General features: G+C 73.0%; 23 protein-coding genes. 13 read left to right on the forward strand and 10 right to left on the reverse strand.

Translation table 11 applies throughout. The annotated features are described in order from the left end of the window. Nucleotides 1-90 precede the first annotated feature (90 nt). From ACZ4VW_RS31065 to ACZ4VW_RS31075, 3 genes are all read right to left on the reverse strand, one after another. Entirely contained in the window at nt 91-1,023 is a 933-nt protein-coding gene (locus ACZ4VW_RS31065; protein ID WP_467968221.1) for an ADP-ribosylglycohydrolase family protein, read from the reverse strand. An 83-nt stretch (nt 1,024-1,106) separates the two neighbouring features. Further along, nucleotides 1,107-1,538 carry an ABA4-like family protein gene (locus tag ACZ4VW_RS31070; protein ID WP_467968223.1) on the reverse strand — a complete coding sequence of 144 codons (432 nt, stop codon included), beginning with the start codon at nt 1,536-1,538 and terminating at the stop codon, nt 1,107-1,109. Continuing rightward, the gene (locus ACZ4VW_RS31075) at nt 1,535-2,524 is read right to left on the reverse strand and encodes a hypothetical protein (RefSeq protein WP_467968225.1); all 990 of its coding nucleotides are present in this window, start codon (nt 2,522-2,524) and stop codon (nt 1,535-1,537) included. Before ACZ4VW_RS31075 ends, ACZ4VW_RS31070 begins: the two co-directional genes overlap by 4 nt. A 114-nt stretch (nt 2,525-2,638) precedes the next feature. Between ACZ4VW_RS31075 and ACZ4VW_RS31080 the strand changes: the two genes are divergently transcribed. After that, nucleotides 2,639-3,271, forward strand: a complete 633-nt coding sequence (locus tag ACZ4VW_RS31080; RefSeq protein ID WP_467968227.1) for a MerR family transcriptional regulator — start codon at nt 2,639-2,641, stop codon at nt 3,269-3,271. Between the two features lie 52 nt (nt 3,272-3,323). Here the strand turns inward: ACZ4VW_RS31080 and ACZ4VW_RS31085 are convergent, their stop codons facing one another. Together ACZ4VW_RS31085 and ACZ4VW_RS31090 are read right to left on the reverse strand one after the other, a co-directional pair. Continuing rightward, nucleotides 3,324-4,160: a siderophore-interacting protein gene (locus tag ACZ4VW_RS31085; RefSeq protein WP_467968229.1), complete on the reverse strand. Its 837-nt coding sequence runs from the start codon at nt 4,158-4,160 to the stop codon at nt 3,324-3,326. Nucleotides 4,161-4,450: 290 nt separating this feature from the next. Next, a complete protein-coding gene (locus ACZ4VW_RS31090; protein WP_467968231.1) occupies nt 4,451-5,383 on the reverse strand; it encodes a 5'-3' exonuclease in 933 nt (310 codons plus the stop codon). A 245-nt stretch (nt 5,384-5,628) separates the two neighbouring features. Between ACZ4VW_RS31090 and ACZ4VW_RS31095 the strand changes: the two genes are divergently transcribed. The 4 genes from ACZ4VW_RS31095 (at nt 5,629) to ACZ4VW_RS31110 (ending at nt 9,987) form a co-directional block, all read left to right on the forward strand. Then, entirely contained in the window at nt 5,629-6,702 is a 1,074-nt protein-coding gene (locus tag ACZ4VW_RS31095; protein ID WP_467968233.1) for a quaternary amine ABC transporter ATP-binding protein, read from the forward strand. Then, entirely contained in the window at nt 6,695-8,500 is a 1,806-nt protein-coding gene (locus ACZ4VW_RS31100; protein ID WP_467968235.1) for an ABC transporter permease/substrate binding protein, read from the forward strand. Before ACZ4VW_RS31095 ends, ACZ4VW_RS31100 begins: the two co-directional genes overlap by 8 nt. Before the next feature lie 166 nt (nt 8,501-8,666). Beyond that, nucleotides 8,667-9,218, forward strand: a complete 552-nt coding sequence (locus ACZ4VW_RS31105; protein ID WP_467968237.1) for a helix-turn-helix domain-containing protein — start codon at nt 8,667-8,669, stop codon at nt 9,216-9,218. A 37-nt stretch (nt 9,219-9,255) separates the two neighbouring features. Then, a complete protein-coding gene (locus ACZ4VW_RS31110; protein ID WP_467968239.1) occupies nt 9,256-9,987 on the forward strand; it encodes a helical backbone metal receptor in 732 nt (243 codons plus the stop codon). Here the strand turns inward: ACZ4VW_RS31110 and ACZ4VW_RS31115 are convergent. Further along, nucleotides 9,914-11,083, reverse strand: a complete 1,170-nt coding sequence (locus ACZ4VW_RS31115; protein WP_467968241.1) for a TDT family transporter — start codon at nt 11,081-11,083, stop codon at nt 9,914-9,916. The two genes, ACZ4VW_RS31110 and ACZ4VW_RS31115, sit on opposite strands and share 74 nt — an antisense overlap. Nucleotides 11,084-11,153: 70 nt before the next feature. Between ACZ4VW_RS31115 and ACZ4VW_RS31120 the strand changes: the two genes are divergently transcribed. Then, nucleotides 11,154-12,089, forward strand: a complete 936-nt coding sequence (locus ACZ4VW_RS31120; protein ID WP_467968243.1) for a LysR family transcriptional regulator — start codon at nt 11,154-11,156, stop codon at nt 12,087-12,089. Between the two features lie 107 nt (nt 12,090-12,196). Here the strand turns inward: ACZ4VW_RS31120 and ACZ4VW_RS31125 are convergent, their stop codons facing one another. The 3 genes from ACZ4VW_RS31125 to ACZ4VW_RS31135 all read right to left on the reverse strand — a co-directional run bounded on the left by ACZ4VW_RS31125 (nt 12,197) and on the right by ACZ4VW_RS31135 (nt 15,251). Continuing rightward, entirely contained in the window at nt 12,197-12,886 is a 690-nt protein-coding gene (locus tag ACZ4VW_RS31125; protein ID WP_467968245.1) for a gamma-glutamyl-gamma-aminobutyrate hydrolase family protein, read from the reverse strand. 29 nt (nt 12,887-12,915) lie between these two features. Further along, on the reverse strand, nt 12,916-14,358 hold the full coding sequence (eat, locus tag ACZ4VW_RS31130; RefSeq protein WP_467968248.1) for an ethanolamine permease: 1,443 nt from the start codon (nt 14,356-14,358) through the stop codon (nt 12,916-12,918). Nucleotides 14,359-14,522: 164 nt separating this feature from the next. Next, nucleotides 14,523-15,251 carry a FadR/GntR family transcriptional regulator gene (locus ACZ4VW_RS31135; RefSeq protein ID WP_467968250.1) on the reverse strand — a complete coding sequence of 243 codons (729 nt, stop codon included), beginning with the start codon at nt 15,249-15,251 and terminating at the stop codon, nt 14,523-14,525. Between the two features lie 78 nt (nt 15,252-15,329). On the opposite strand from ACZ4VW_RS31135, the gene ACZ4VW_RS31140 reads away from it, so the two are divergent. From ACZ4VW_RS31140 to ACZ4VW_RS31160, 5 genes are all read left to right on the forward strand, one after another. Then, nucleotides 15,330-16,700, forward strand: a complete 1,371-nt coding sequence (locus ACZ4VW_RS31140) for a glutamine synthetase family protein (RefSeq protein WP_467968252.1) — start codon at nt 15,330-15,332, stop codon at nt 16,698-16,700. An 8-nt stretch (nt 16,701-16,708) separates the two neighbouring features. Further along, entirely contained in the window at nt 16,709-18,082 is a 1,374-nt protein-coding gene (locus tag ACZ4VW_RS31145) for an aldehyde dehydrogenase family protein (RefSeq protein WP_467968254.1), read from the forward strand. A 5-nt stretch (nt 18,083-18,087) separates the two neighbouring features. Continuing rightward, nucleotides 18,088-18,873, forward strand: coding sequence for a 3-oxoacyl-ACP reductase (locus ACZ4VW_RS31150; protein WP_467968256.1), 786 nt, complete (start codon nt 18,088-18,090; stop codon nt 18,871-18,873). Between the two features lie 305 nt (nt 18,874-19,178). Then, nucleotides 19,179-20,435 carry a haloacid dehalogenase-like hydrolase gene (locus ACZ4VW_RS31155; RefSeq protein WP_467968258.1) on the forward strand — a complete coding sequence of 419 codons (1,257 nt, stop codon included), beginning with the start codon at nt 19,179-19,181 and terminating at the stop codon, nt 20,433-20,435. 22 nt (nt 20,436-20,457) lie between these two features. Beyond that, on the forward strand, nt 20,458-21,390 hold the full coding sequence (locus ACZ4VW_RS31160) for a DUF2510 domain-containing protein (RefSeq protein WP_467968260.1): 933 nt from the start codon (nt 20,458-20,460) through the stop codon (nt 21,388-21,390). A gap of 7 nt (nt 21,391-21,397) precedes the next feature. On the opposite strand, the gene ACZ4VW_RS31165 is transcribed toward ACZ4VW_RS31160, so the two are convergent. Then, a complete protein-coding gene (locus ACZ4VW_RS31165; RefSeq protein ID WP_467968262.1) occupies nt 21,398-22,600 on the reverse strand; it encodes an amino acid deaminase/aldolase in 1,203 nt (400 codons plus the stop codon). A gap of 139 nt (nt 22,601-22,739) precedes the next feature. Here ACZ4VW_RS31165 and ACZ4VW_RS31170 point away from each other — a divergent pair, with 139 nt between their 5' ends. After that, a complete protein-coding gene (locus ACZ4VW_RS31170; protein WP_467968264.1) occupies nt 22,740-24,194 on the forward strand; it encodes a hypothetical protein in 1,455 nt (484 codons plus the stop codon). Then, the gene (gene mycP / locus ACZ4VW_RS31175) at nt 24,191-25,372 is read left to right on the forward strand and encodes a type VII secretion-associated serine protease mycosin (protein ID WP_467968266.1); all 1,182 of its coding nucleotides are present in this window, start codon (nt 24,191-24,193) and stop codon (nt 25,370-25,372) included. The genes ACZ4VW_RS31170 and mycP overlap by 4 nt, the downstream gene beginning before the upstream one ends. The last annotated feature ends 10 nt before the right edge of the window (nt 25,373-25,382 follow it).

Below are 25,382 nucleotides of genomic sequence, written 5' to 3' on the forward strand. Positions count from 1 at the left end.
AGCGGCTCGATCCGGTCCCACATCGCATCAGTGATCACTAACCGGACAGACACATCCGATCAACTGATCAACCCATCAAAGAGACACGGCCTAGGAGGCGGGGGCGTTCAGGCCGGTTGCCAGGTCCCGCAGGTCCTCGGAGCGCAGGACGCGGTCGTCGAAGCCCGGCAGGGGGACGTGGAGGGAATCCGTCCAGCGTGTGGGGATGGCGCAGCCGCCGTACACCGCGCCGGCGAGCATGCCGGTGACCGCGGCGACGGTGTCCGTGTCGCCGCCCAGGTCGATCGCCACGCCGACGGCGTCCTCGAACGAGTCCGTCGTCCGCAGGGCCCAGACCGCGGAGCCCAGGCAGGGCCAGACAGCGCCGTTGAACTCCGTGGCGTCGTCCGGGTGCCAGTCGGGGGAGAGGACCGTCGACCAGCGCTCACGGTGGGGCGCGGCGACGGCGGCGAGCGCGGCCGGTACGGCCGCGAGCGGGTCGTCGCCGAGGAGGGCGACCCGGACGAGGTCGTGGAGGACGGCCGTACCCTCCCACGCCGCGGCGTCGCCGTGGGTGAGGGCCGCGATGCGGCGGGCGGCCTCCATGGTGGCCTCGCGCCCGGCCGCCGCGAAGTACACCGCCGAGGTGGACGCCCGCATCAAGGAACCGTTGCCCGCCGCGCGGTTGTTGACCTGAAAGTGGAGGGCGGCCGCCCTGTCCCAGGGGTCGCCGCTCGTCAGGACGTCCTCGGTCTGCAGGCCGATGTCCTTCGGCTCCGACACCGCCCAGCGACGGAAGCGGTCGAAGACGTCCGGCAGGTCCAGGCCGCCCCGGTCGAGCAGCGACTCCCCGACCAGAACGGCCATCTGCGTGTCGTCGGTGGCCTCACCCGGGTCCCAGCCGCCGCCCCCGCACATCACGCCGACGCCGTCGGGAAAGCGCTCCCGGAAGACACCCGGCAGCCCGAACTCGAAGGGAGCGCCCAGCGCGTCGCCCACGGCGGAGCCCAGCACGGCGCCGACGGCGCGGTCGATCGTTCGCATCCCGACACCCTAGGGTCTCATGTCGATCTTGACGATCTTGACGATCTTGCCGGGCTCGCATGCCGGGGCAGGGCGGCCGGATCTCACGCCGGCACCGGAACCGGCTTCCTCGTGGCCCGTAGCGCCAGGAAGACGAGCAGCCCGAGCGGGGACAGCAGGATCGTCAGGATCAGCAGCGGGCCCATCACCAGCGGCGAGACGCCCAGCCTGCGCGCCTCCCGGTACATCCACTGGCCGAGCAGCAGGTCCCAGGCGATGACCTGCGCCCAGATCGCTCCCGCGCCGTTCGCCAGCGCCGTGAGGTCGCGGAACGTGTCGATGTCGGGGCTGCTCACCGCCGCCCACAGCTCGGGGACGACGGGGACTGCCATGACCAGGTAGACCGCCAGGATGGGTACGACGGTCAGCGGCGAGGCCGCGAGCCGCTCCGTTCCCCGCCACCTCGGCGCGAAGATCATCAGGAGCCAGACGGGTGCGGCGAGGATGAAGCTGAGCTCGAAGAGGAAGCCGGTCATGCGGTGAACTCCTTGTCGCGGAGGCGGGTTTCGGTGTGAGCCGAGGTCGTGGAGGGGGACGGGCCCGGGCTGCGCAGGGCCGCCCAGGTCGCCGCCGCGGAGAAGAGCACGGTCGCGCCGGCCGCGGCGAGCGTCGTGCCGTCGGGGTCGAGCAGCGCCTGCCCGCGCAGCGCCTGCCAGGTGGTCAGGGCGAACACCGCCGCGTACGTCCCGGAGGCCACGAGCGTCAGCCGCAGTCGCACCCGCTCGTCGCCCAGCCGGGCGAACCTCGGAGCGAGGGCGACCAGCGCCAGCAGCAGGAGCGGGATCACCTGCAGGGCGTGCATGCCGAAGAAGTGGGCGATGCGCAGGTCGCCGCCGGTGGTGGACCAGCCCGTCACGGGCATGGACGGTCCGCCGTCGGGCACGCCGACGCTGTGCGCGCCGACGATCCCCGCGTCGTCCCCGGACGCCCGCTGCTCGGGGGTGGGCTGGACCATCAGGAAGCCGACGGCGGCTCCCGCGAGGGCGATCAGCGAGCCGAGGCGTACGGACCAGGCGGTGGCGCGGTCCAGGATCCTGGCGCGCAGCAGCAGGACCGCGATGACCAGGGCGGCCAGCCACAGGACGACGACCGTGATGCCCATCGCCTGGAAGAGGGCGCTGTCGAAGGGGGTCTCGTTGTTGAAGTGGCTCTGCCTGCCGCGGACGACCTGAGTGGTGATCAGCACCATCTCCACGGCACTGGCCGCGGCCAGTACGGTGCCCGCCCACCAGCCGGCGCGCCGGCCGCGGGGCAGCAGGGTGAGCATCCAGGCGAGCGTCATGCAGTACGCGACGAAGGAGACCGCGAACTTGAACGGCTTCGTCCAGATCGGTACGCCGACCAGCATCCGGTCGTCGAAGATCAGGCCGCCGACCGAGACCAGGGCGAGTAACGCCATGGAGGCGGAGAACCAGACCAGTGGGCGGTGCAGGTCACGGACCCGCGGAAACGTTGAGGACATGGGTACCCCCGTTTGAAATAGATAGTGGCGCTTGCTGCTATCTGATAGCGCCACTATCTATGATGGAGGGGCCGGTCGGCAAGACCGAAGCAGGATCGGGAAGGTGAACGCGGAGTGCGCATCGGAGAGTTGAGTCGCCGGACCGGAGTGTCCGTGGCGACGATCAAGTACTACGTACGGGAAGGGCTGCTGCCGGCCGGGCAGTTGACCAGCCCGAACCAGGCCTCGTACGACGAGACGCACGAGCGGCGCCTGCGGCTGATCCGGGCGCTGCTGGATGTCGGGGGGCTCTCGGTCGCCGCGATCGGCGAGGTGATCGGCGCGATCGACGACCAGGAGCGGTCGGTGCACACGATGCTCGGCACGGCCGCGAACCGGGTGGTGCCGCGCTACACCGAGGAGCCGGGGGAGGGCGTCGTCGAGGCGCGGAAGACGGTGACCGAGCTGATCGCGCGGCGCGGCTGGCACGTACACCCGGGCAACCCGGCCGGGGAAGCGCTAGCGGTGGCCCTGGCGGCGCTGGAGGCCGTGGGGCACGGGGGCTTCGCCGAGGTGCTCGACGCGTACGCGGCGGCGGCGGAGCAGGTGGCGGGAGCGGATCTGGAGTACGTGGCGCGGAAGGTGGAGCGCGAGGACCTGGTCGAGGGCGTGGTGGTGGGGACGGTGCTGGGGGACGCGGTCTTCGGGGCGCTGAGGAGGCTGGCGCACGTGGACGCCTCGGAGCGGATCTTCGGCACCGGCGAGTGACCTCGATCGTCGGGTGGGAGGCGCCCTGCGGCGGCTCCCACCCGACGAGCGCTCACTTCTCCTGTTCGCGTTCCACCTGGTCGTTCCACTCGCGCTTGATCGCGCGCCATGCCTCGTCCGTCTTGCCCAGGCGCCAGTAGCCCGAGATCGACAGGCGCTCGCGCGGCACCCCGCGCTCCAGGCGCAGATGGCGGCGGAGGTCCTTCACGAAGCCCGCCTCGCCGTGGACGAAGGCGTGGACGTCGCCCGCCGGGAACTCCAGGCCCTTCACCGCGTCCAGCAGAGCCTCGCCGGTCGGACGGTCGCCCCGGTGGAGCCAGGTCACCTCGACGCCCGCGGCCGTCGCGAACTTCTGCTCCTCCGTCGCGTCCGCGACCTCCAGGAACGCATGCACCGTCGTGCCCTCCGCCAGCCGCTCCAGGGCCACCGCGATCGCCGGCAGCGCGCTCTCGTCGCCCACCAGCAGGTGCCAGTCCGCCGCCGGGTCCGGCGCGTAACCGCCGCCCGGGCCGAGCAGGTGGATCGTGTCGCCCGCCTGGGCCCGCGCCGCCCACGGCCCCGCCAGGCCCTCGTCGCCGTGGACCACGAAGTCGACGGTCAGCTCGCGCTGCTCCGGGTTCCAGTCCCGCACCGTGTACGTCCGCGTGGTGGGCCACTGCTCGCGCGGGAACTCCTCGCGGATCCGGTCCATGTCGAACGGCTCCGGATAGCTCACGCCCTCCGGCGCGAACAGCAGCTTCACGTAGTGGTCGGTGTACTCGCCCAGCTCGAACGCACCGAGGCCGTCCCCGCCCAGCACGACCCGCACCATGTGCGGCGTGATCCGCTCCGTGTGCAACACCCGCGCCTCGTGGGCCTTCGGTGCCTTGCGCGCCGGCTGCTCTGCCACGACGGTCTCCCCTGACTCTGCGAACTTAGGTATGCCTAAGCTAGCATCCCGGCGCGTCCAGGGCCCATGACGCTCTCAGTGGCCCGGGCAGCCTCGGCGACCCGGAACGGCTCGGCGAGGCTGCCCGGAACGGCTCGGCGACGCGGAACGCCTTCGCGGTCCCGAACGCCTCCCGGACCCAAACCCTCCGCGACCCGAACCCCTCCGCGACCCGAACCCCTCCGCGACCCGAACCCCTCCGCGACCCGAACCCCTCCGCGACCCAGAACGGGGCAGAGCTCCGGAACGGCTCAGCGCTCCAGTACCGGCAGCAGCCGGCCGACCGCGCCGCCCAGGCCCCACCGCGTCACGAGCGCCGCCAGCATCTCCCGGTCCCGCGGCCCGCTCGGCAGTGCCGGGTCGAAGTCCGGCAGCGGTACGTCCCCGGCGACCCGGACGACCTTCGGCGCCACGTCCAGGTACTCCGCCGCCTCCACGATCCCGCGCCGCTTGGCCGGGGTCAGCTTCGACGTCCGGTCCACGGCGGCCGCGCGCACGCCCGCCAGATCGCCGTACTCCGTGATCAGCTGCGCGGCCGTCTTCTCGCCGATGCCCTTCACCCCGGGCAGTCCGTCGCTGGCGTCGCCCCGCAGGGCGGCGAAGTCGGCGTACTGGTCGGCCCGCACCCCGTACTTCGTACGGATCAGCTCGCCGTCGACCAGATCGCAGTCGCCGACGCCCTTGCGCGGATAGAGCACCCGCACGCCGCGCTCGTCGTCCACCAGCTGGAAGAGGTCCCGGTCGCCCGTGACGATGTCGACCGGCCCCTTCGCCTGCCCGGCCAGCGTGCCGATGACATCGTCCGCCTCGTAGCCCGCCACACCGACCCGGGCGATACCGAGGGCGTCAAGGACGGCCTCGATCACCGGCACCTGAGGGGCGAGCGTGTCGGGGATCTCCTCCTCGTCCGGCCCGGTCACGGTCTCCACGGCGACCCGGTGCGCCTTGTAGGAGGGGATCAGGTCCACCCGCCACTGCGGCCGCCAGTCGGCGTCCATGCAGGCGACGAGGTCGTCGGGGTGGTGGTCCTGGACGAGCCGGGTGATGAAGTCGAGCAGCCCGCGCACGGCGTTCACCGGCGTGCCGTCGGGCGCGCGGACCGAGTCCGGCACACCGAAGTACGCGCGGAAGTAGAGGGAGGCGGTGTCGAGGAGCATCAGGCGTCGCGTCACACCCCCGATCATGCCGCACCCCCCCGACAACGCACGCGATCGGTGGTGACCCCCGTCACCTTTCGGTTTGCGCCGGGAGGCCAAGGGCAGGCGCGGGCCCGGAGCGGACCCGGTACGGGATTCAACAATGAATCGTCGTACGTCAACGGGAGTCGCGGGCCGAATCCGCCCCGCTCCACGGCCCGGCTGCGGGGTGGGTGTCCCCAGGACGACGTCCTGGGGCGTGGGCCGTTCTCGTTCCAACACGTGAGGTATATGTGTCCAGGCTCCAGGCCGACCATCTCTACAAGGTGTTCGGCAGACGACCCGACGAGGCCGTGAAGAAGCTCGCCGACGGCGCGGACCGCGACGAACTGCGCGCCGACGGCACGACGGCCGCCGTGATCGACGCGTCCTTCGTCGTCGAGCCCGGTCAGATCTTCGTCGTGATGGGGCTGTCCGGATCCGGCAAGTCCACCCTGCTGCGGATGCTCAACGGCCTGCTCGAGCCCACCGCGGGCCGCGTCCTCTTCGACGGCAAGGACCTCACCGCGCTCAGCCCCCGCGATCTGCGCACCGTGCGGTCCACGAAGATCAGCATGGTCTTCCAGCACTTCGCGCTCTTCCCGCACCGCAGCGTCCTCGAGAACGCGGCGTACGGCCTGGAGGTCCAGGGCGTCCCGCGCGCCGAGCGCGAGACGCGGGCCGCCGAGGCCCTGGAGATGTGCGGACTCGCCGGCTGGGAGAAGTCCTGGCCCGACGAGCTCTCCGGCGGCATGCAGCAGCGCGTGGGCCTCGCCCGCGCCCTCGCCACCGACGCCGACCTGCTGCTCATGGACGAGTCGTTCAGCGCCCTCGACCCGCTGATCCGCCGCGACATGCAGGACCAGCTCCTCGAACTGCAGAAGCGCCTGAAGAAGACCATCGTCTTCATCACCCACGACCTCAACGAGGCCATGCGCCTCGGCGACCGCATCGCGGTGATGCGCGACGGCCGGATCGTCCAGCTCGGCAGCGCCGAGGACATCCTGGTGCGTCCCGCCAACGACTACGTCGCCTCCTTCATCCAGGACGTCGACCGCTCCCGCGTGCTCACGGCCGCCGCCGTGATGACCACCCCCGAGCATCCCGCGCCCGACGCCTGCGACTGCGAGACCGTCGGCCCCGACACCCTCGTCGCCGACCTGTGCGCGGTCAGCGCCCGCGTCCCGCACCCGGTGGCCGTCAAGGACACCGACGGCGCCGTCCTCGGAGTCGTACCGCAGTCCCGGCTGATCGGCTTCATCGGGGACGAGCAGCGCCCGCCCCTTGCCTGCACCACCGGCACCGAGGAGGTGGCCACCCATGCCTAGGCTTCCTCTCGGCCAGTGGGTCGACAGCTCCGTCGACTGGCTCCAGGCACAGCTCTCCTGGCTCTTCGACGCCATCAGCGCCGCCGTCACCGGTCTGTACGACGGCATCGACGCGGTCCTCGCCGCGCCCGAGCCGCTGCTCTTCGCCGGCATCCTCGCCGTCGTCGCCTGGTGGCTGCGCGGCCTGACCGCCGGTGTCCTCGCCTTCGCCGGATTCGCGCTCGTCGACTCCATCGAGCTGTGGGACGACGCCATGTCGACCCTCTCCCTGGTGCTCGTCGCCACCCTGGTGACGCTGGCGATCGCGGTCCCGCTCGGCATCTGGGCGGCCCGCTCCAAGCCGGTCAGCGCCGTGCTGCGCCCCGTACTGGACTTCATGCAGACCATGCCCGCCATGGTCTATCTGATCCCCGGCATCATCTTCTTCGGCGTCGGCGTGGTCCCCGGCATCATCGCCACGATCGTCTTCGCCCTGCCGCCCGGCGTCCGGATGACCGAGCTCGGCATCCGCCAGGTCGACGGCGAACTGGTCGAGGCGGCCGAGGCGTTCGGCACCACCCCGCGCGCCACACTGCTGCGCGTCCAGCTGCCGCTCGCCCTGCCCACGATCATGGCCGGCATCAACCAGGTCATCATGCTGGGCCTGTCCATGGTCGTCATCGCCGGCATGGTCGGCGGCGGCGGACTCGGCGGCGCCGTCTACCGCGCCATCGGCAACGTCGACATCGGCCTCGGCTTCGAGGCCGGCATCTCCATCGTCATCCTCGCCATGTACCTGGACCGGATGACCGGCGCGCTCGGCCACCAGGTCTCGCCGCTCGGCCGCCGGGCGCTCGCCAAGGCGCGGGCCGCCCTCGCGGCACGCGCCGGGGCGAAGCTCTGGGGCCACCGCCCGCAGCCCGTCACCGCGCTCGTCGGCGTGGTCGTCCTCGCGCTCGTCGCGGGCGGCATGGGCTTCCTCGGCGGCGGCAAGGCGTCGACGGCCGCGGACGGCAAGGACATCGGCCACGGCAAGAAGATCAGCCTCGGCTACATCCCCTGGGACGAGGGCATCGCCTCCACCTTCCTGTGGAAGGAACTGCTCGAGCGGCGCGGCTACGAGGTCGACACCAAGCAGCTGGAGGCCGGCGCGCTCTACACCGGTCTCGCGGGCGGCCAGATCGACTTCCAGACCGACTCCTGGCTCCCCGTCACCCACGCCCAGTACTGGGAGAAGTACCGGAACAAGCTCGAGGACCTCGGGTCCTGGTACGGCCCCACCTCCCTGGAGCTGTCCGTGCCCTCCTACATGAAGGACATCGACTCGCTCGACGACCTCAAGGGCCGGAGCGACACGTTCAAGGGCCGGATCATCGGCATCGAGCCGAGCGCCGGAATGATGGGCATCCTCAAGGACAAGGTCCTGAACGACTACGGCCTCAAGGGTGAGTACAAGGTCGTCGACGGCTCGACGCCCGGCATGCTCGCCGAGCTGAAGCGCGCCTACGACAAGAAGGAACCGGTCGTCGTCACCCTCTGGTCGCCGCACTGGGCCTACGCCACCTACGACCTGAAGAAGCTCAAGGACCCCAAGGGCAGCTGGGGCACCGGCGACGGCGTCCACACCCTCGCCCGCAAGGGCTTCACCGCCGACAACCCCGAGGTCGGCGCCTGGCTGAAGAACTTCGAGCTGACCGAGAAGCAGCTCACCGATCTCGAAGCGGCCATCCAGGCCACCGGCAAGGGCAAGGAGCAGGAGGCGGTCCGCGGCTGGCTGGACGAGAACCCCGGCCTCGCCGAGAAGCTGGCTCCGCAGTAGGGCGCGCGAACAAAGGGAATCCCGACTCCTGTCCGAAAAGGGGTGGTCGCCGAGCGTGTTCGGCGGCCACCCCTTTTCGCCACGACGCGAAACCCCGGCCGAAAGCTGCGTAAGGTTCAGGTAACCGACCAGTACACAGGGACGAGGCACGAGGGAGGGAGCCGACATGGACGACAAGGAATCACTGCGCGTGGGCGCGGCCGTCAAGAGGCGCCGCAGAGCGCTCAAGCTCACCCTGGCCGTCGTCGCCTCGCGCTGCGGCCTGTCCGTGCCCTTCCTCAGCCAGATCGAGAACGAGCGGGCCCGCCCCAGCACGCGTTCCCTGCAGCTCGTCGCCGGAGCCCTGGAGACCACGGCCGCCGAACTGCTGGCCGCGGCGGAGGCGGCCCGTACCGTCGACGTCGTACGGGCCGACGAGCAGGTGCACGAGATGCCCACCGGGGTACGCCCCCTGGTCCGCGGCCGGCAGCAGCTGCACGCGCTCGAGTTCACCGGCGAGCGCGACGCGGGCCGCGAATTCCAGCACCGCAACGACGAGTTGCTGTTCGTCGCCGACGGCGCCGCCGAGGTCGAGGCCGAAGGCCGGGCGTACCGCCTGGAACGCGGGGACACGCTGTACCTCTCCGGGGGGGTACGGCACCGGTGGCGCGCCACGGAGTCCGGCACCCGCCTGCTCGTCGTGGCCGTCGCCGAGCACATCGAGGCCGACGACACGTGACGGAGAGCGGCCGGCGACACGTGAGGGAGACCGGCACATGAGTGCGGCGCTCCGGGTCGTCTCCCTCGTCCCCTCGCTGACCGAGGCGGTCGCCGTCACCGCCCCCGGCCTGCTCGTCGGCGCCACCGACTGGTGCGACCGTCCGGCGGATCTCGACGTCGTACGGATCGGCGGCACCAAGAATCCCGACGTGGCCGCGATCATCGCCCTGCGACCCGACCTCGTGATCGCCAACGAGGAGGAGAACCGCGCCCCCGACCTGGCCGCGCTGCGGGCCGCCGGGATCGAGGTCCTGGTCACCGAGGTCCGTACCCTCGACCAGGCGTTCCACGAGCTGGACAGGACGCTCCGGGCCTGCGGCGTCCCCGGCCGGCCGCGCTGGCTGGACGAGGCGGAGCGCGCATGGGCCGCCGTCGAGACGCCGGGCCCGCCGCTGACCGCCGTCGTACCGATCTGGCGCCGGCCCTGGATGGTCCTCGGCCGTGACACCTTCGCCGGTGACCTGCTGGCCCGTCTCGGCGTACGGCACCTGTACGACGGCCACGTCGAGCGCTATCCGCGCGTGCCGCTCGACGAGCTCCGGGCCGCCGGAGCCGACCTGGTCGTCCTGCCCGACGAGCCGTACCGCTTCACGCCCGACGACGGCCCCGAGGCGTTCCCCGGGACCGCCGCCGCACTCGTCAGCGGGCGTCATCTCACCTGGTACGGGCCGTCGCTGGCCGAGGCCCCGCCGGTGCTGTCCCGGGCGCTGCGAGCAGCGCGCCGCTGAACAGCCCGCGCACGGTGTGGAAGCCGGCCACCAGCCAGGCCGCGAGCAGGAACCCGTACAGCGCGATCGCGAGCCCGCCGAAGGCGGCCACGCCCGTGTGCCGGGCGAGCCCCTCCGCGCCGGTCACACAGGTTCCGACGGGGAAGGTGAGGGCCCACCAGGTCATGGTGAAGCCCATGCCCCGCCGCCGCGCCCGCAGGATCAGCGCCCCGGCGAGCGCCAGCCACAGCAGGGCGAAGCCCATGACCGGCACGCCGTAGAGGACCGCGAAGGCGGCGAAGCCGTGCGCGTACGGGGCGGGGAGCACGCCGGGGGCGGCGTCGGCGAACGCGTTCGCGGCGGTGGTCGACTGGCCCAGCGGGCCGAGGACCAGGAAGAGGGTGGGGGTGAGCGCGAGCGGCAGAGGTCCGCCGGTGACGAGCCGGCCGAAGACCAGGGGCAGCATCACGAGGGTCGCGAGCAGGCTGACGCCGAACATCGCGTAGCAGGTGATCAGCAGCGTCTGCTGCGCCTGCCCGGCCGGCAGATGGGGCACCAGCAGCGGGCCGAGCGCGGCGGAGACCATCGGGGCGACGACCGGCAGGAGCCAGACCGGCGACGCGCTCTCGATCCTGTGGTGCACCACCATGAGGTACGGGATCGCCACCGCGGCGGCCAGACCGACGACCGTACCGGCGGCGAACAGGACGGTGTCGACCACCACCGCGGCCGGCAGCCCGATCCAGTCCCGGCCGACGAGCAGGGTGCCCCCGCCGACCGCGAGCAGCGCCATCGACAGACAGCCGTAGAACGGGGCCACGGCCGGGTCCATGAGGTGCTCCCTGGCCCGGTCGCGGTGGTGGATCCAGTGCAGGGAGCGGGCGGTGAGCACGGCGAGCAGCATCGCGAAGGAGAGTGCCCAGAGCGCCGCGCAGGCGGTCCGCAGCCCCGGAACGTGCACGGAGAGGGCGCCGGGGAGGGTCGCTCCCGCGTTGGCGACGATGGCGGTGCCCATGACCGGGGCGTACCAGTTCGGGCCGAGATGACGGACCGCGGCCGCCCGGACGCCGGGGGTGGTGGCGAGGGGGGCCGGACGGGGAGGAGCGAGGGTTGCCATGGTTCCACCGTCGTGCGGATCGGTCGCCTCGACCAGGGATCTTGGCGCTATGACGTCATAAGCTGACTTTATGAGCAGCGAGCCGACGGAATCCTCACCCCTGTCCCACCGGGTCCCCGACCTCGGCGCGCTCGAACTGCTCCTGGCCGTCGCCCGGCACGGCAGCCTGGGCCGGGCCGCCCGCGAGGTGGGCATCACGCAGCCCGCCGCCAGCAGCCGGATCCGGTCGATGGAACGGCAGCTCGGAGTCGCCCTGGTGGACCGCTCGCCGCGCGGCTCGCGCCTCACCGACGCGGGGGCGCTCGTGACCGACTGGGCGCGGAGGATCGTGGAGGCGGCGGAGGCGTTCGACGCCGGGGCGCAGGCGCTGCGGGGCCGGCGGGACTCGCGGCTGCGGGTGGCCGCGTCGATGACCATCGCCGAGTACCTGCTGCCGGGCTGGCTCATCGCCCTGCGCGCGGAGCGGCAGGACACGGCCGTGTCGCTGATGGCGGGAAACTCGGCCGCGGTGGCGGAGCGGCTTCTCGCCGACGAGGCGGACCTGGGATTCGTGGAGGGCCTGGCCGTGCCCGACGGACTGGACGGCGCGGTCGTCGCCCGGGACCGGCTCGTCGTGGTCGCGGCGCCGTCCCACCCGTGGGCCCGGCGCCGGCGGCCGCTGGACCCGGGCGAACTGGCGGCGACCCCGCTGATCCTGCGCGAACGCGGTTCGGGCACGCGTCAGGTCCTCGACTCCGCGCTCTCCGCCCACGGCGGCCTCGCCCAGCCGCTCCTGGAACTCGCCTCCACCACCGCCGTGAAGGCGGCGGCGGTCAGCGGTGCGGGCCCCGCCGTCCTGAGCGAGCTCGCCATCGCGGAGGAACTGGCCTCGCGCCGCCTGGTCGAGATCCCCGTCGAGGGAGTCCTGCTCCGCCGCGACCTCCGCGCGGTCTGGCCCACCGGCCACCGCCCCACGGGTCCCGCCCGCGACCTGCTGTCGCTGACGAGGGCGAGGCCGACGGGGTGAGGGGCGGGCCGGGCGGGCCGGTGCGGCGAGTTCCGCGCGCGCGTCGTGGCAGTGTCCGGCCCTGATGTCCGGCGGGTCCGTCGCGCCTACGCCGCCGCCCGGCGCCCCTACGGGGCCTCAGGCATCGCCGCCGTGACCAGGCCCCGCATCACCCGCAGGTCCTCGCCCATCTCCGGGTGCCACTGCACGCCCAGCACCCAGTCGGGCTCGGTCAGCTCGATCGCCTCGACCGTCCCGTCCTCCGCGTACGCCGAGGCCGTCAGGCCCGCGCCCAGACGGTCCACGGCCTGGTGGTGATAGGTCGGCACCGAGGTCAGCTCGGGGACCAGGGAGGCGTACCGCGTGCCCGGGACCGGCTTCACCGCGTGGCGGCCGATCACGCCGATCTCCTCCACGTGGCCGTCCAGGTGCTGGACCAGCGTGCCGCCGAGCGCCACGTTGAGCAGCTGCATGCCCCGGCAGATCCCGAGCACCGGGGTGCCGGACGCCAGCGCCGCCTCGATCAGCGCCAGCTCCCACGCGTCCCTGGCGCGGGCGGGCGGACCGGTCCGGGGGTCGGGCGCGGCCCCGTACCGTACGGGCTCGACATCCGCGCCGCCCGCGACCACCAGACCGTCGAGCCGGGCCACCACCGCGGTCGCGGCGGACGGCTCGTCCGGCGGGAGCATCGCCGCGAGCCCCCCGCTCGCCTGGACCAGGCGCGGGTACTGCGCGGGCAGCAGGGCCGCGGGCATGTCCCACACCCCCCACCGGGCCTGGTCCAGGTAGGTCGTCACGCCGATGAGCGGCTTGGACACGGAGCACTCCTCCTGCAGGACGGGTGTGGTCAGTCGCGTTCGAGTTCGGCCTCGGCCGCCGCCAGCGCCGCGAACTCCTCCTCCGGCGCCTTGGCCACCAGATGGTGCCGACTGTAGAACGCGAAGTAGGCGAGGGCGATCACATAGACACCCAGCGCGATGAACGCCGCGTCCTTGTCGACCAGGAAGGTCGCCACCAGCGCCGACAGCGCGAGCACGAAGGCGACGGACGAGGTCACCACACCGCCCGGCGTCCGGTACGGGCGGTGCAGCTCCGGCTCGCGGCGGCGCAGCACGATGTGGGAGAGCGCCATCAGCGCGTACGAGATGGTCGCGCCGAACACCGCGATGTTCAGCATCCGCGCGCCGTTCCCGGTTCCCGCGGCGAGCGCGAAGCCGATCGCGCCCGGGATCAGCAGCCCCAGGTACGGGGACTTGCGGCGGCTGGTCAGGGAGAGGAACCGGGGCAGATAGCCGGCCCGGGACAGGGCGAAGAGCTGGCGCGATCCGGCGTAGATGAGCGAGAAGAAGGAGGCCACCAGGCCGGCGAGCCCCGCGTAGTTCACGAAGCGGCTCAGGGTGGTCGGCTCCCCGTCGCCCTGCAGCGCCACGACCAGCGGGTTTCCCGCCTCCTGGAGGGCCGCCGAGCCGCGCGCCCCGGTCGAGGCCAGGAAGGTCATCACGGCGAGCAGCACCAGGATGCCCATCGAGATCGCGAGCGCCTTCGGCATCGAGCGGACCGGGTCCTTGGCCTCCTCCGCGGCGAGCGGCACGCCCTCGACCCCGAGGAAGAACCACATGCCGAAGGGGAAGGCCGCCCAGATGCCGAGGAGACCGTAGGGCAGCCAGGAGTTGGCACCGAGGGCCTCGCCGTCGACCGGGATGTCGTTCAGGCCGTCGACGTGGAAGTCGCTGAGCGCGCCGAGCGCGAAGATCACGAGCGCGGCGACCGCGATCGCGGTCACGATCAGGCTGAAGCGCAGCGCCTCGCCCACGCCGTACAGATGGATCCCGATGAAGATCACGAAGCAGGCGAGATAGACGGGCCAGCCCGACTCCAGGCCGAAGAGACCGAGCGACTCGACGTAGTCGCCGATGAAGATGGAGATCGCGGCGGGCGCGAGGATGTACTCGATCAGGATGGCGGTGCCGGTGAGGAAGCCGCCCCAGGTGCCGAGCGCCCGGCGCGCGAAGCCGTAGCCGCCGCCCGCGGTGGGCAGGATCGCGGAGAGCTCGGCGAGCGCGAAGACGAGACAGGCGTACATCGCGCCCATCAGGACCGTCGCCACGGCGAGCCCGCCGAATCCGCCCTTGGACAGGCCGATGTTCCAGCCGGAGAAGTCGCCGGAGACGACATAGGCGACGCCGAGTCCGGTGAGCAGCAGCCAGCCGGCGCTGCCGCGGCGCAGGGCCCGGCGTTCGAGATAGTCGTCGGGCGCGGTCTTGTCCCCGGTGGTGTCTTCGAGCGTCATGGCAGCGTCAGCTCCCGCGTCGGGCCCAATGGATTGGCCCCATACCTTTGCGCCGGGTCGGCTGTAACGCAACCCCCGTGCGTTACTTTCGCGTTACGGCGGCCCCTTCTCTCCGGGCTCGGGGTCCCCTCCCGTGCTCGGCGTGGACGGCCTGCGACGGAGCCCTACGTCAGGAAGCCCCGCAGCAGCGCCGCGGTGCCGCCGCAGTGTTCGCGCATGACCTCGCGGGCCGCGTCCGCGTCGCCGTCGAGGACGGCCTCCACCAGCGCGGTGTGCTGGTGCTGGGAGTGCTCCAGGTTCCGTACGAGCAGCGGGATGCAGTCCAGGAGGTCGTTGACCGTCGCCCGTACGGCGGCGTACTGGGCGGTCAGCGTGGGGGAGCCCGAGAGCTGGGCCAGGGTGAGGTGGAGCAGCGTGTCCTGGCGGCGGTAGTCGGCCAACGGGGCGTCGTGCGTGGCCGTGAGCGCCGCCCGCAGCCGCTCCGCGCCCTCCTCCGTCAGCCCGTGCGCCGCGCAGAGCCCCGCCGCGCCGACCTCCAGGACCTCACGGAAGCGCAGGGTGTCCTCGACGTCGATCGTGGCGATCCGGCGGCGCAGCTCGTCCTCGTCCGCCGTCTGGGGGCGGTGGAGCACGAACGTTCCGCCGTACCGGCCGCGCCGGCTCTCCACGAGCCCCTGCTCCTGGAGCACCTTGAGGACCTCGCGCAGGGTGACCCGGCTGATCCCCATCCGGTCGGCGAGCTCCCGCTCCGCGGGCAGTCTCTCCCCGCCGGGGACGAGTCCGAGCCGCACCACCTGCAGGATCTGCTGCAGCGCCTCCTCGAAGCCGTTGCCCGCGCGGACCGGCCGCAGCACGGGCGTCAGCCGGTCCGCCGGTTCACTCGTCCTGGACACGTTCTCGTTTCCCCTTCCCAAGCAATGGTCTTCCGCAATACCTTATGGCTCCCGGCTGGCCGAAGGAGGAGTAATCCCGTGGCAGACCGCCAAGCCCCGCTCTCCGTCGAGGAGCTCCGTGCCCTCGTCGCGAGCGGTGAGATCGACACAGTCGTCCTGGCCTTCCCCGACATGCAGGGACGGCTCCAGGGCAAGCGGTTCGCCGCACCGTTCTTCCTCGACGACGTCCTCGACCACGGCACCGAGGGCTGCAACTATCTCCTGGCCGTCGACGCCGAGATGAACACGGTCGACGGATACGAGATGTCCTCCTGGGACCGCGGCTACGGCGACTTCGCCATGCTCCCCGACCTCTCCACCCTGCGCCGCGTCCCCTGGAACGAGGGTACGGCGATGCTCATCGCCGACCTCGCCTGGAGCGACGGCTCGCCCGTCGTCGCCGCGCCCCGCCAGATCCTCCGCCGCCAGCTGGAACGGCTCGCCGAACACGGCTTCACCGCCCACGTCGGCACGGAGCTGGAGTTCATCGTCTTCAAGGACACCTACGAACAGGCCTGGGACGCGAACTACCGGGGCCTGACCCCCGTCAACCAGTACAACGTCGACTACTCCGTCCTCGGCACCGGCCGCGTCGAGCCCCTCCTGCGCCGCATCCGCAACGAGATGGCCGGCGCCGGGCTGACGGTCGAGTCCGCCAAGGGCGAGTGCAACCCCGGCCAGCACGAGATCGCCTTCAAGTACGACGAGGCCCTCGTCACCTGCGACCAGCACGCCGTCTACAAGACGGGCGCCAAGGAGATCGCCGCCCAGGAAGGCGTCTCGCTCACCTTCATGGCGAAGTACAACGAGCGCGAGGGCAACTCCTGCCACATCCACCTCTCGCTCCAGTCCCTCGACGACCCGGGCACCAACGTCATGGCCGGCGACGGACCCGGCGGCATGTCGGACGTCATGCGCCACTTCCTGGCCGGCCAGCTCGCCGCCCTGCGCGAGTTCTCGCTCCTCTACGCCCCCAACATCAACTCCTACAAGCGCTTCCAGCCCGGCTCCTTCGCCCCCACCGCCGTCGCCTGGGGCGTCGACAACCGCACCTGCTCCCTGCGCGTCGTCGGCCACGGCCGCTCGATGCGCTTCGAGAACCGCCTCCCCGGCGGAGACGTCAACCCCCACCTCGCCGTCGCGGGCCTCGTCGCCGCCGGCCTGTACGGCATCGAGCAGCGGCTCGAACTGCCTCCGGCCTGCGACGGAAACGCCTACACCGCCGAGTACGCCCACGTCCCCACCACCCTGCGCGAGGCCGCCGAGCTCTGGGAGACCAGCGAAATCGCCAAGGCCGCCTTCGGCGACGAGGTCGTCTCCCACTACCGCAACATGGCCCGCGTCGAACTGGACGCGTACGACGCCGCGGTGACCGACTGGGAGCTGCGCCGCTCCTTCGAACGCATGTGAGGAAAGAGTTGCTCCAGGAACTCCAGGTACTCAACCCGGCGACCGAAGAGGTCGTCGCGACCGTCCCCGCCACCACGCGGGCCGACGTCGACGCCGCCGTCGTACGGGCCACCGTCGCCCAGCGGCACTGGGCCGCCGCCGCGCCCGCCGACCGGGCCCGGCTGCTGCGCCGCTTCGCCACTGTCGTCGACACCCACCTCGAGGAGCTCGCCCTCCTCGAAGTGCGCGAGGCCGGCCACACCCTCGGCAACGCCCGCTGGGAGGCGGGCAACGTCCGCGACCTGCTCGACTACGCGGCCGGGGGAGTGGAGCGGCTGAGCGGCCGCCAGATCCCCGTCGCCGGCGGCCTCGACGTCACCATCCTCGAACCGCTCGGCGTCGTCGGCGTGATCGCGCCGTGGAACTTCCCCATGCCGATCGCCGCCTGGGCCACCGCCCCGGCCCTCGCCGCCGGCAACGCCGTCCTCCTCAAGCCCGCCGAGACCACCCCGCTCACCGCCCTCCGGCTCGCCGAACTCGCCCTGGAGGCCGGACTCCCCGAGGGCCTGTTCCAGGTCCTCCCGGGCGAGGGCGCCGTCGCGGGCGACGCGCTCGTCGAGCACCCCGGCATCGCCAAGATCGTCTTCACCGGCTCGACGCGGGTCGGCAAGAGCATCATGGCGAAGTGCGCCGACCAGGTGAAGCGGGTGACCCTCGAACTCGGCGGCAAGAGCCCGAACATCGTCTTCGCCGACGCGGACGTGGCGGCCGCCGCGGCCGCCGCACCGATGTCCTTCCTCGACAACAGCGGCCAGGACTGCTGCGCCCGCACCCGCATCCTCGTCCAGCGCTCCGTGTACGACCGCTTCCTGGAGCTGCTCACCCCCGCCATCGAGGAGATCGTCGTCGGCGACCCGGCCGCCGAGACGACCCAGATGGGCCCGCTGATCTCGAAGGCCCAGCTGGAGCGCGTACGGGCCTACGTCCCCGACGCCCTCCCCGGCATCCGGGGCAAGGCTCCCGAAGGCCCCGGCTTCTGGTTCCCGCCGACCGTCCTCACCGACATCGCCGAGGACGCGCCCTGCGCCGTCGAGGAGGTCTTCGGACCCGTCGCCGTCGTCCTGCCCTTCGAGGACGAGGCCGACGCCGTCCGCCTCGCCAACGCCACCGAGTACGGCCTGTCCGGCTCCATCTGGACCCGCGACGTGGGCCGCGCCCTGCGCGTCTCGCGCGCCGTCCGGGCCGGCAATCTCTCCGTCAACTCGCACTCCAGCGTCCGCTACTGGACCCCGTTCGGCGGCTACCAGCAGTCCGGCCTCGGCCGGGAGCTCGGCCCCGACGCACTCACCGCCTTCACCGAGACCAAGAACGTCTTCATCAGCACGGAAAGCACGGAGGCCTGAACCGCATGAGCACCGAAGAGATCGTCTGCCGCCGTCTGGTCGGCCGCACCGCCGTCATCACCGGGGCCGGCAGCGGCATCGGCCTCGCCACCGCCCGTCGCCTCGCCTCCGAGGGCGCGAACGTCGTCTGCGGCGACATCGACGAGACCGCGGGCAAGGCCGCCGCCGAGGAGGTCGGCGGGACCTTCGTGAAGGTGGACGTCACGGACCCGGAGGAGGTCGAGAACCTCTTCAAGGTCGCCTTCGACACCTACGGTTCCGTCGACATCGCCTTCAACAACGCGGGCATCTCCCCGCCCGACGACGACTCCATCCTCACCACGGGCCTGGAGGCGTGGAAGCGCGTCCAGGACGTCAACCTCACCTCGGTCTACCTGTGCTGCAAGGCCGCCCTGCCCTACATGCGGCGACAGGGCCGCGGCTCCATCATCAACACCGCCTCCTTCGTGGCCGTCATGGGCGCGGCCACCAGCCAGATCTCCTACACCGCCTCCAAGGGCGGCGTGCTCGCCATGTCCCGCGAGCTCGGCGTCCAGTTCGCCCGCGAGGGCATCCGCGTCAACGCGCTCTGCCCGGGCCCCGTGAACACCCCGCTCCTGCGGGAGCTGTTCGCCAAGGACCCGGAGCGGGCCGCGCGCCGGCTCGTGCACATTCCGGTCGGCCGGTTCGCCGAGGCCGACGAGATCGCCGCCGCCGTGGCGTTCCTCGCCAGCGACGACTCCTCCTTCATCAACGCCACCGACTTCCTGGTCGACGGCGGCATCGCGGGCGCGTACGTGACCCCGCTCTAGGCCGTGTCCGGAAAGTAGCGCCGTCTGCCCGCAGGGCAGGGCCCGCGGCGTCTGGTGCGTGCGATCGCAAGGCGGAGGGCTGCCCTCGTACTGGGCGTACTGGGGCGATCCGACAACGCGGCGTGGGGGCACCTCCCGTGCCCGAAGGGCTACGGGGGAGGGCGTGCCAGGCGTCGCGTGCCAGGCGGGACTTTCCGGACACGGCCTAGGACTCCGCCTCACCCCCCACCCGGCAGCCGGGCGTCGCAAGGCGCCCGGCTGTCGCGCATCCGAACGTCCGGACCTTCCCCGTCAGGAGCGCGCCCATGAACCCCCGACTCCGCCGGATCGCGGCCACCGCCGCCGCGGTCCTCGCCCTCGCCGGCCTGGTCACCGCTTCTCCCGCCCAGGCGAAGCCAGAGAAGTGCCCCACGTTGAGGATCTCCGAGGGCTGGTACGGCGACAACCGCGCCCGACTGCAGCGGCTCATCGACGCCCACTGCGGCGACCGGGGCGCCGACCGGCCCGTCGCCGTCTTCGACTGGGACAACACCGTCATCAAGAACGACGTCGGCGACGCCACCTTCTTCTGGCTCCTGCGCAACAACGGCATACGCCCGCCCGAGAACGACGACTGGAGCACCACCAGCCGTCATCTGACCCCGCACGCGGCCGCCGCCCTGCGCGCCGCCTGCCCCACCGGCGTCCGTACCCTGCCCACGGCCACCGACACCCGCTGCGCCGACGAGATCCTCTCCGTGTACGCGGAGGGCGCCACCACCACCGGCGGCGAGGCGTTCACGGGCTTCGACCACCGCCGCATGGAACCGCAGTACGCCTGGCTCGCCCAGCTCCTGCGCGGCTGGACCACGCGCCAGGTCGAGTCCTTCGCAGCGGCCGCCCGCACCGAGAACCTCGCCGCGCCCGTCGGCGCCACCCAGCGGGTCGGCACCAGGGAGGTCACCGCCTGGGTCCGGTACTACGAGCAACAGCGCGACCTGCTCCGTACCCTCCGGCAGGTCGGCTTCGACGTCTGGATCGTCTCGGCCTCGCCCGAACCGGTCGTCGACGTCTGGGCCCGGGGCGTCGGCATCGCGCCCTCGCACACCCTCGGCATCCGCAACACCACCGAACACGGCCGGCTCACCGCCCGGCTGAGGGGCTGCGGCGGTGTCCGGGACGGCGAGGACACGATGATCACGTACATCGACGGCAAGCGCTGCTGGATCAACCAGGAGGTCTTCGGCGTGCGCGGGCCCGACGCCGAGCGCGTCCGACCCGCCTCCCAGCGGCAGGTGTTCGCGGCCGGCGACTCCGACACCGACATCTCCTTCCTGCGCGACGCGACCGGTCTGCGCCTGGTCCTCAACCGCAACAAGAACGAGCTGATGTGCCGGGCGTACGACAACAGCGACGGCCGGTGGATCGTGAACCCCATGTTCGTCGAGCCGAAGCAGCGGAAGCCGAGCCCGTACCCCTGCGCCACGACGGGGTACACCGCCGCCGACGGCACGCGGCAGCCCGTCCGGCGGGCCGACGGCAGCGTCGTGCCCGACCAGTGGGACTCCGTGTCCGGCTCCTGAACCCGCCCTCTAGGCTTGCGGAATGAGCATGACGACCCCGGCCGGCTGGTACCCGGACCCGGCCACCCCCACCGTCGAACGCTGGTGGGACGGTACGAACTGGACCGCGCACACCCGGCCGGTGACGGCGCCCACCACTGCCTTCGCCGCTCCTCCCGCCACCACGGCCTTCGCCGCTCCCGCCACCGGCGGGCGGAGCCGGGCCGTCGTGATCGGCGCGGGCGCGGTGGCCGTCGTCGCGGCGATCGTCGCCGGTGTCCTGGTCGTCGGCGGCGGGGACGAGGAGGACGGCACGGACACGGCCGGTCCGGCCGCCGCGACCACCAGCACCTCGGCGCCGACGTCGTCCGCCACCACCGGCAGCCCGCCCGCCGAGGACCCCACGAAGGTCGTCGACCAGCTCAACGGCATCACGCTCCCGGTCATCCAGGGCTGGGAGAGGCCGACGTACCGCTCGGGCGGCGTGCCGACGGTCACGACCGTCGGCGAATATCCCTGCCCCGGCGCCACCAACCAGGACTGCCGGCACGGCACGGTGGAGTCCCGCACGGCATCGAGCACGGACGCCACCTCGCCCGAGGCCCTCGCCAAGGAGGACATCGCCCGGGCCGCCGACGCCTTCTACGAGGACGACGTCCTCGGAACCCAGCTGTACGGCGGCATCCTCTCCCACAAGGAGATCGCCGCCCGCCCCACCGTCGTCGCCGGCCGCACCGGCTATCTGGTCCGGTGGCAGGTCACCACCGCCAAGGGCCCCGGCGCCTACGTCCAGTCGCTCGCCTTCCCGTCCCCCACCGGCAGCGAGTCGCCGGTCGTCGTGCGCTTCGCCTTCGACGCCGGCCCCGCGGGCCCGCCGCTCACCGCGATGGACGAGATCACGAAGGGCATCCTCCCCATCGGCAGCGCGACGGGCGGGGGAGTGGGCAGCTCGCTCACCCCGGGCCCCGGTTCCTGACCGGCGGTCACAGGAAGGTGCGGCCCTCACCCCGGTACGTCGGGACGGTCGCCGTGATCCGGTCGCCCTCGATCAGCCGGAGGCTGTCGAACCGCTCGCACAGCTCCCCGGCCTTCGCGTGCCGGAACCACACCTTGTCCCCGATGAGCAGATCGTCGGCGGGCGACCCGAGCAACGGCGTCTGCACCTCGCCCGGACCCTCCTGCGGGTCGTACCGCAGCCCTTCCGGGAGGTAGGGAACGGGCAGCCGGTCCACGCCCGCCGCACCGGACGCGGGATAGCCGCCACCGAGCACGGTCACCACACCGACCCCCGGCCGCCGCACGACGGGCTGGGCGAAGAGGGCGGCGGGGCGACCGGTGAAGGACGTGTAGTTGTCGAAGAGACGCGGCACGTAGAGACCCGAACCGGCCGCGATCTCGGTCACCGCCTCCTCGGCCGCCGTGTGCTGCACGCTGCCCGTGCCGCCGCCGTTGACGAACTCCAGGTCCGGCGCCACCGCCCGTACGGCACGGACCACCGCCGCGCGCCGGGTCTCCAGCTCCTTGCGCGCCGCCGACTGCATCAGCCGGATCGCCCGGGACCGCAGCGGCCGCCCGGCCACCGCGTCTCCCACACCGGCGACATGCCCCTCGTACGCCATGATCCCGACGAGCCGGAAGCCCGGCCTGCGGGCCACCGAGCGGGCCACCTCGGCAAGCTGGGCGGGCTCGCGCAGCGGCGAACGCAGGGCGCCGATCCGTACCCGACCGCCGAGCAGCCGCAGCGAGGTGTCCAGCTCCAGACAGACCCGGATCTCCTCGGCGCCGCCGGCGCGGGCCCCGTCGATCAGGTCCAGCTGCGCAGGGTCGTCGACCATGACGGTCACGGCGGCGGCGAGCTTCGGGTCGTTCGCCAGCTCGCCGAAGGCCGTACGGTCGGCGGACGGGTAGGCCAGCAGGACGTCCTCGAACCCGGCCCGGGCCAGCCACAGCGACTCGTCGAGCGTGAACGACATGATCCCCGCGAAGCCCTCGCGCGCCAGCACCCGCTCCAGGAGCGCACGGCACCGCACGGACTTGCTCGCCACCCGGATCGGCTTGCCGCCCGCGCGGCGCACGAGATCGTCGGCGTTGGCGTCGAACGCCTCCAGATCGACGATTGCCACGGGCGCGTCGAGATGGGCGGTGGCCCGGTCGTACCGGGCCCGGTCGGCGGCGCGGGGAGTCATGGCCCGAGCTTGCCAGACGGGTTTACGGGTGGGTAGCCCCTGAGTTCCCGCGCCACGGGGAACAGCCCGTAGAGTGGCGGGCATTGCCGGGACCGGCGGCACGACGGAACAACCGGTCGGGACGACCAGGGGGACGGGGATGAGCACCGACGCGCACCACCCCACGTCCCGCATCACCGACGCGCTGCTCCCGCCCCCGGCACCGAGGAGCGAGGCCGCCGCCCCCGCCGGCCCCCGCGCCGCGAGCGCCCCCGCGCCCTCGGACGCCTCGCCGGAGGGCGGCCAGGACCGTCCGACAGCGGCCGCACCCGGCCGGGACACCAAGCCCGCCGCACCGCCTCCGCCGGCCGGCCGGCCGGGCGGAAAGACCGCTGCCCGCCCGAGCGTGGCACCGCCCCGGCCTCCCGCGTCCCCGCCTGCCCAGGCCCCCCACGCCCGGCCCCCGCACGGCGTCCCCCCGAGTCCGCCCGAGGCGCCCCGCACGCCGGCCGCGCCCGCGCCCCGCACGCCTGCCGCGCCCGCGCCCCGCATGCCGGTCGCCACCCCGGCCCCGGCCGCCCCTGCCGCGCCCGCGCCCCGCACGGCGAACGTCCGGCCCCCGCACGGCTCCGACGTGCCCGCGGTCGAGACGACCACCCGCCTGCGACCCATCCGCGGCACCGAGCCCGCGCGCCCCCCGGCACCGCGCCCCCCGGCACCGCGCCCCGCAACACCCCGCCCCGCTGCGGCACCGGGGCCCCTCCCGCCGGCACGTCCTCCGGCGGACCACGGCGCGTACCGGCCCTACACCGTCCCGCCCGAGACCCCCGCCGAGACCACCACCCGGCTGCGCCCCGTCCGCGAGCGCCGCACCGGGCGTCTCGTCGCGGCCGGAGCCTGCCTCGTCCTGGGGCTCGGCCTCATCGGCGGGGCCGTCGCCGGAGCCGTACTCGCCGCCACGGACGCCGGCGAACCGGCCCAGCCTCCGGGGTACGAGGAGGCCGGGACCCTCTGGCACGACGTGCCCGTCGACACCCTCTTTCCCCGCACCCTCGCCGGCCCGGGCACCGGCCCCGGCGCGGCCGACCGCACCTGGACCCGGATCGTCGTCGCCCCCGACGCCCCCTGCTCCGCCGCCGTCCTCCAGAAGAGCCTCCTCACCGCCGTGCGGACCGTCGGCTGCGCCCGCGTCCTGCGGGCCACGTACACCGACGCCACGGCCAGCAGCGTCGTCACCGTCGGCCTCGTCTTCACCCAGGCCGACCCCGAGGCCACCCGCTCCCTGGCCGGCGAAGGAGCCGCCCGGATCGCCACCGACGTCCCCCCGGCGCTCGCCGCCCCCGGCACCGTGGCCGCCCGCTTCGGCGCCGCGCAGCGCGCCAGCTGGTTCACGCGCCCCCTCACCGACCTCCCCGTCGTCGTCACCTCCGTCGCCGGATTCGCCGACGGCCGCCCCGTCGACCGCCCCGAGCCCGCCGCACGCGCCATGGCCGCAGGCCAGACCAGTGCCCCGGCGCAGGCCGGTCTCGGCCACGAGGCGAAGGGCGTCGCCGACCGCATCGAACGCGGGCTGCGCACAGCCGTCACCGCGGCCGCGAAGGACGGTGACGTGTGACCCGCCCCCGTGCGCTCGCGGCCCTCCTCGCCGCCTCCTTCGCGGTCCTCCCGGCCCTCACCACCCCCGCGTACGCCGACACCATCCGCGCCCGCCAATGGGGCCTCGAAGCCCTGCACACCACGCAGGCATGGCGCACCACCGAGGGAGAGGGCATCACCGTCGCCGTCCTCGACACCGGGGTCGACGCCGACCACCCCGACCTCGCGGGATCCGTCCTCACCGGCAAGGACCTCGTCGGCTTCGGCGCCGAACGGGGCGAGCGCGCCTGGGCCCGGCACGGCACCGCCATGGCCGGCATCATCGCCGGCCACGGCCACGGCCCCGGCCGCCAGGACGGCGTCCTCGGTGTGGCGCCCAAGGTCAAGATCCTGCCCGTCCGCGTCATCCTCGAAGGCACCGACAAGGCCCGGGACAAGGCCCGCAAGACCCGGGGCACCGCCCTCGCCGAGGGCATCCGCTGGGCCACCGACCACGGCGCCGACGTCATCAACCTCTCCCTCGGCGACGACTCCAAGTCCGCCCACCCCGACGCCGGCGAGGACGCCGCCGTCCAGTACGCCCTCGCGAAGGGCGTCTCCGTCGTCGCCTCGGCCGGCAACGGCGGCGAGAAGGGCGACCACATCTCGTACCCCGCCGCCTATCCCGGCGTCGTCGCCGTCACCGCCGTCGACCGCTACGGCACGCGGGCCTCCTTCTCCACCCGCCGCTGGTACGCCACCGTCAGCGCCCCCGGCGTCGACATCGTCATCGCCGACCCCGACCGCCGCTACTACGAGGGCTGGGGCACCAGCGCCGCCGCCGCCTTCGTCTCCGGGGCCGTCGCCCTGGTCCGCGCCGCCCACCCCGACCTGACCCCCGCCCAGGTCAAGCGGCTCCTGATCGACACCGCCCGCAACCGGCCCAAGAACGGCCGCAGCGACGCCAAGGGGTACGGCACCGTCGACCCGGCCGCCGCGATCGAGGCCGGGCACCGGCTCAAGGGCGCCGACCCCAAGAGCGCCTCCTCCGGCTACACCGGCCGGTACTTCGGCCCCGGACCGCAGGCCGCCCCCGAGGACAGCGAACCGGTCGGTGTGCTGGCCCCCGTCGCCGGCGGCCTGGGGGCGGTGCTGCTCGCCGTGGCGGTGGTCCTCTGGCGCGGCGGCCGCGCCACCCGGCCACGCCCGCCTCGGTGACTTCCGCGGG

This window comes from Streptomyces sp. NPDC029139, assembly GCF_055564335.1.

Bases quoted from the DNA above. Each gene is read 5' to 3' on its own strand.
- ACZ4VW_RS31065 (WP_467968221.1), bottom strand. From the start codon at position 1,023: ATGCGAACGATCGACCGCGCCGTCGGCGCCGTGCTGGGCTCCGCCGTG.
- ACZ4VW_RS31070 (WP_467968223.1), bottom strand. From the start codon at position 1,538: ATGACCGGCTTCCTCTTCGAGCTCAGCTTCATCCTCGCCGCACCCGTC.
- ACZ4VW_RS31075 (WP_467968225.1), bottom strand. From the start codon at position 2,524: ATGTCCTCAACGTTTCCGCGGGTCCGTGACCTGCACCGCCCACTGGTC.
- ACZ4VW_RS31090 (WP_467968231.1), bottom strand. From the start codon at position 5,383: ATGATCGGGGGTGTGACGCGACGCCTGATGCTCCTCGACACCGCCTCC.
- ACZ4VW_RS31100 (WP_467968235.1), top strand. From the start codon at position 6,695: ATGCCTAGGCTTCCTCTCGGCCAGTGGGTCGACAGCTCCGTCGACTGG.
- ACZ4VW_RS31105 (WP_467968237.1), top strand. From the start codon at position 8,667: ATGGACGACAAGGAATCACTGCGCGTGGGCGCGGCCGTCAAGAGGCGC.
- ACZ4VW_RS31110 (WP_467968239.1), top strand. From the start codon at position 9,256: ATGAGTGCGGCGCTCCGGGTCGTCTCCCTCGTCCCCTCGCTGACCGAG.
- ACZ4VW_RS31115 (WP_467968241.1), bottom strand. From the start codon at position 11,083: ATGGCAACCCTCGCTCCTCCCCGTCCGGCCCCCCTCGCCACCACCCCC.
- ACZ4VW_RS31120 (WP_467968243.1), top strand. From the start codon at position 11,154: ATGAGCAGCGAGCCGACGGAATCCTCACCCCTGTCCCACCGGGTCCCC.
- eat (WP_467968248.1), bottom strand. From the start codon at position 14,358: ATGACGCTCGAAGACACCACCGGGGACAAGACCGCGCCCGACGACTAT.
- ACZ4VW_RS31150 (WP_467968256.1), top strand. From the start codon at position 18,088: ATGAGCACCGAAGAGATCGTCTGCCGCCGTCTGGTCGGCCGCACCGCC.
- ACZ4VW_RS31155 (WP_467968258.1), top strand. From the start codon at position 19,179: ATGAACCCCCGACTCCGCCGGATCGCGGCCACCGCCGCCGCGGTCCTC.
- ACZ4VW_RS31160 (WP_467968260.1), top strand. From the start codon at position 20,458: ATGAGCATGACGACCCCGGCCGGCTGGTACCCGGACCCGGCCACCCCC.
- ACZ4VW_RS31165 (WP_467968262.1), bottom strand. From the start codon at position 22,600: ATGACTCCCCGCGCCGCCGACCGGGCCCGGTACGACCGGGCCACCGCC.
- ACZ4VW_RS31170 (WP_467968264.1), top strand. From the start codon at position 22,740: ATGAGCACCGACGCGCACCACCCCACGTCCCGCATCACCGACGCGCTG.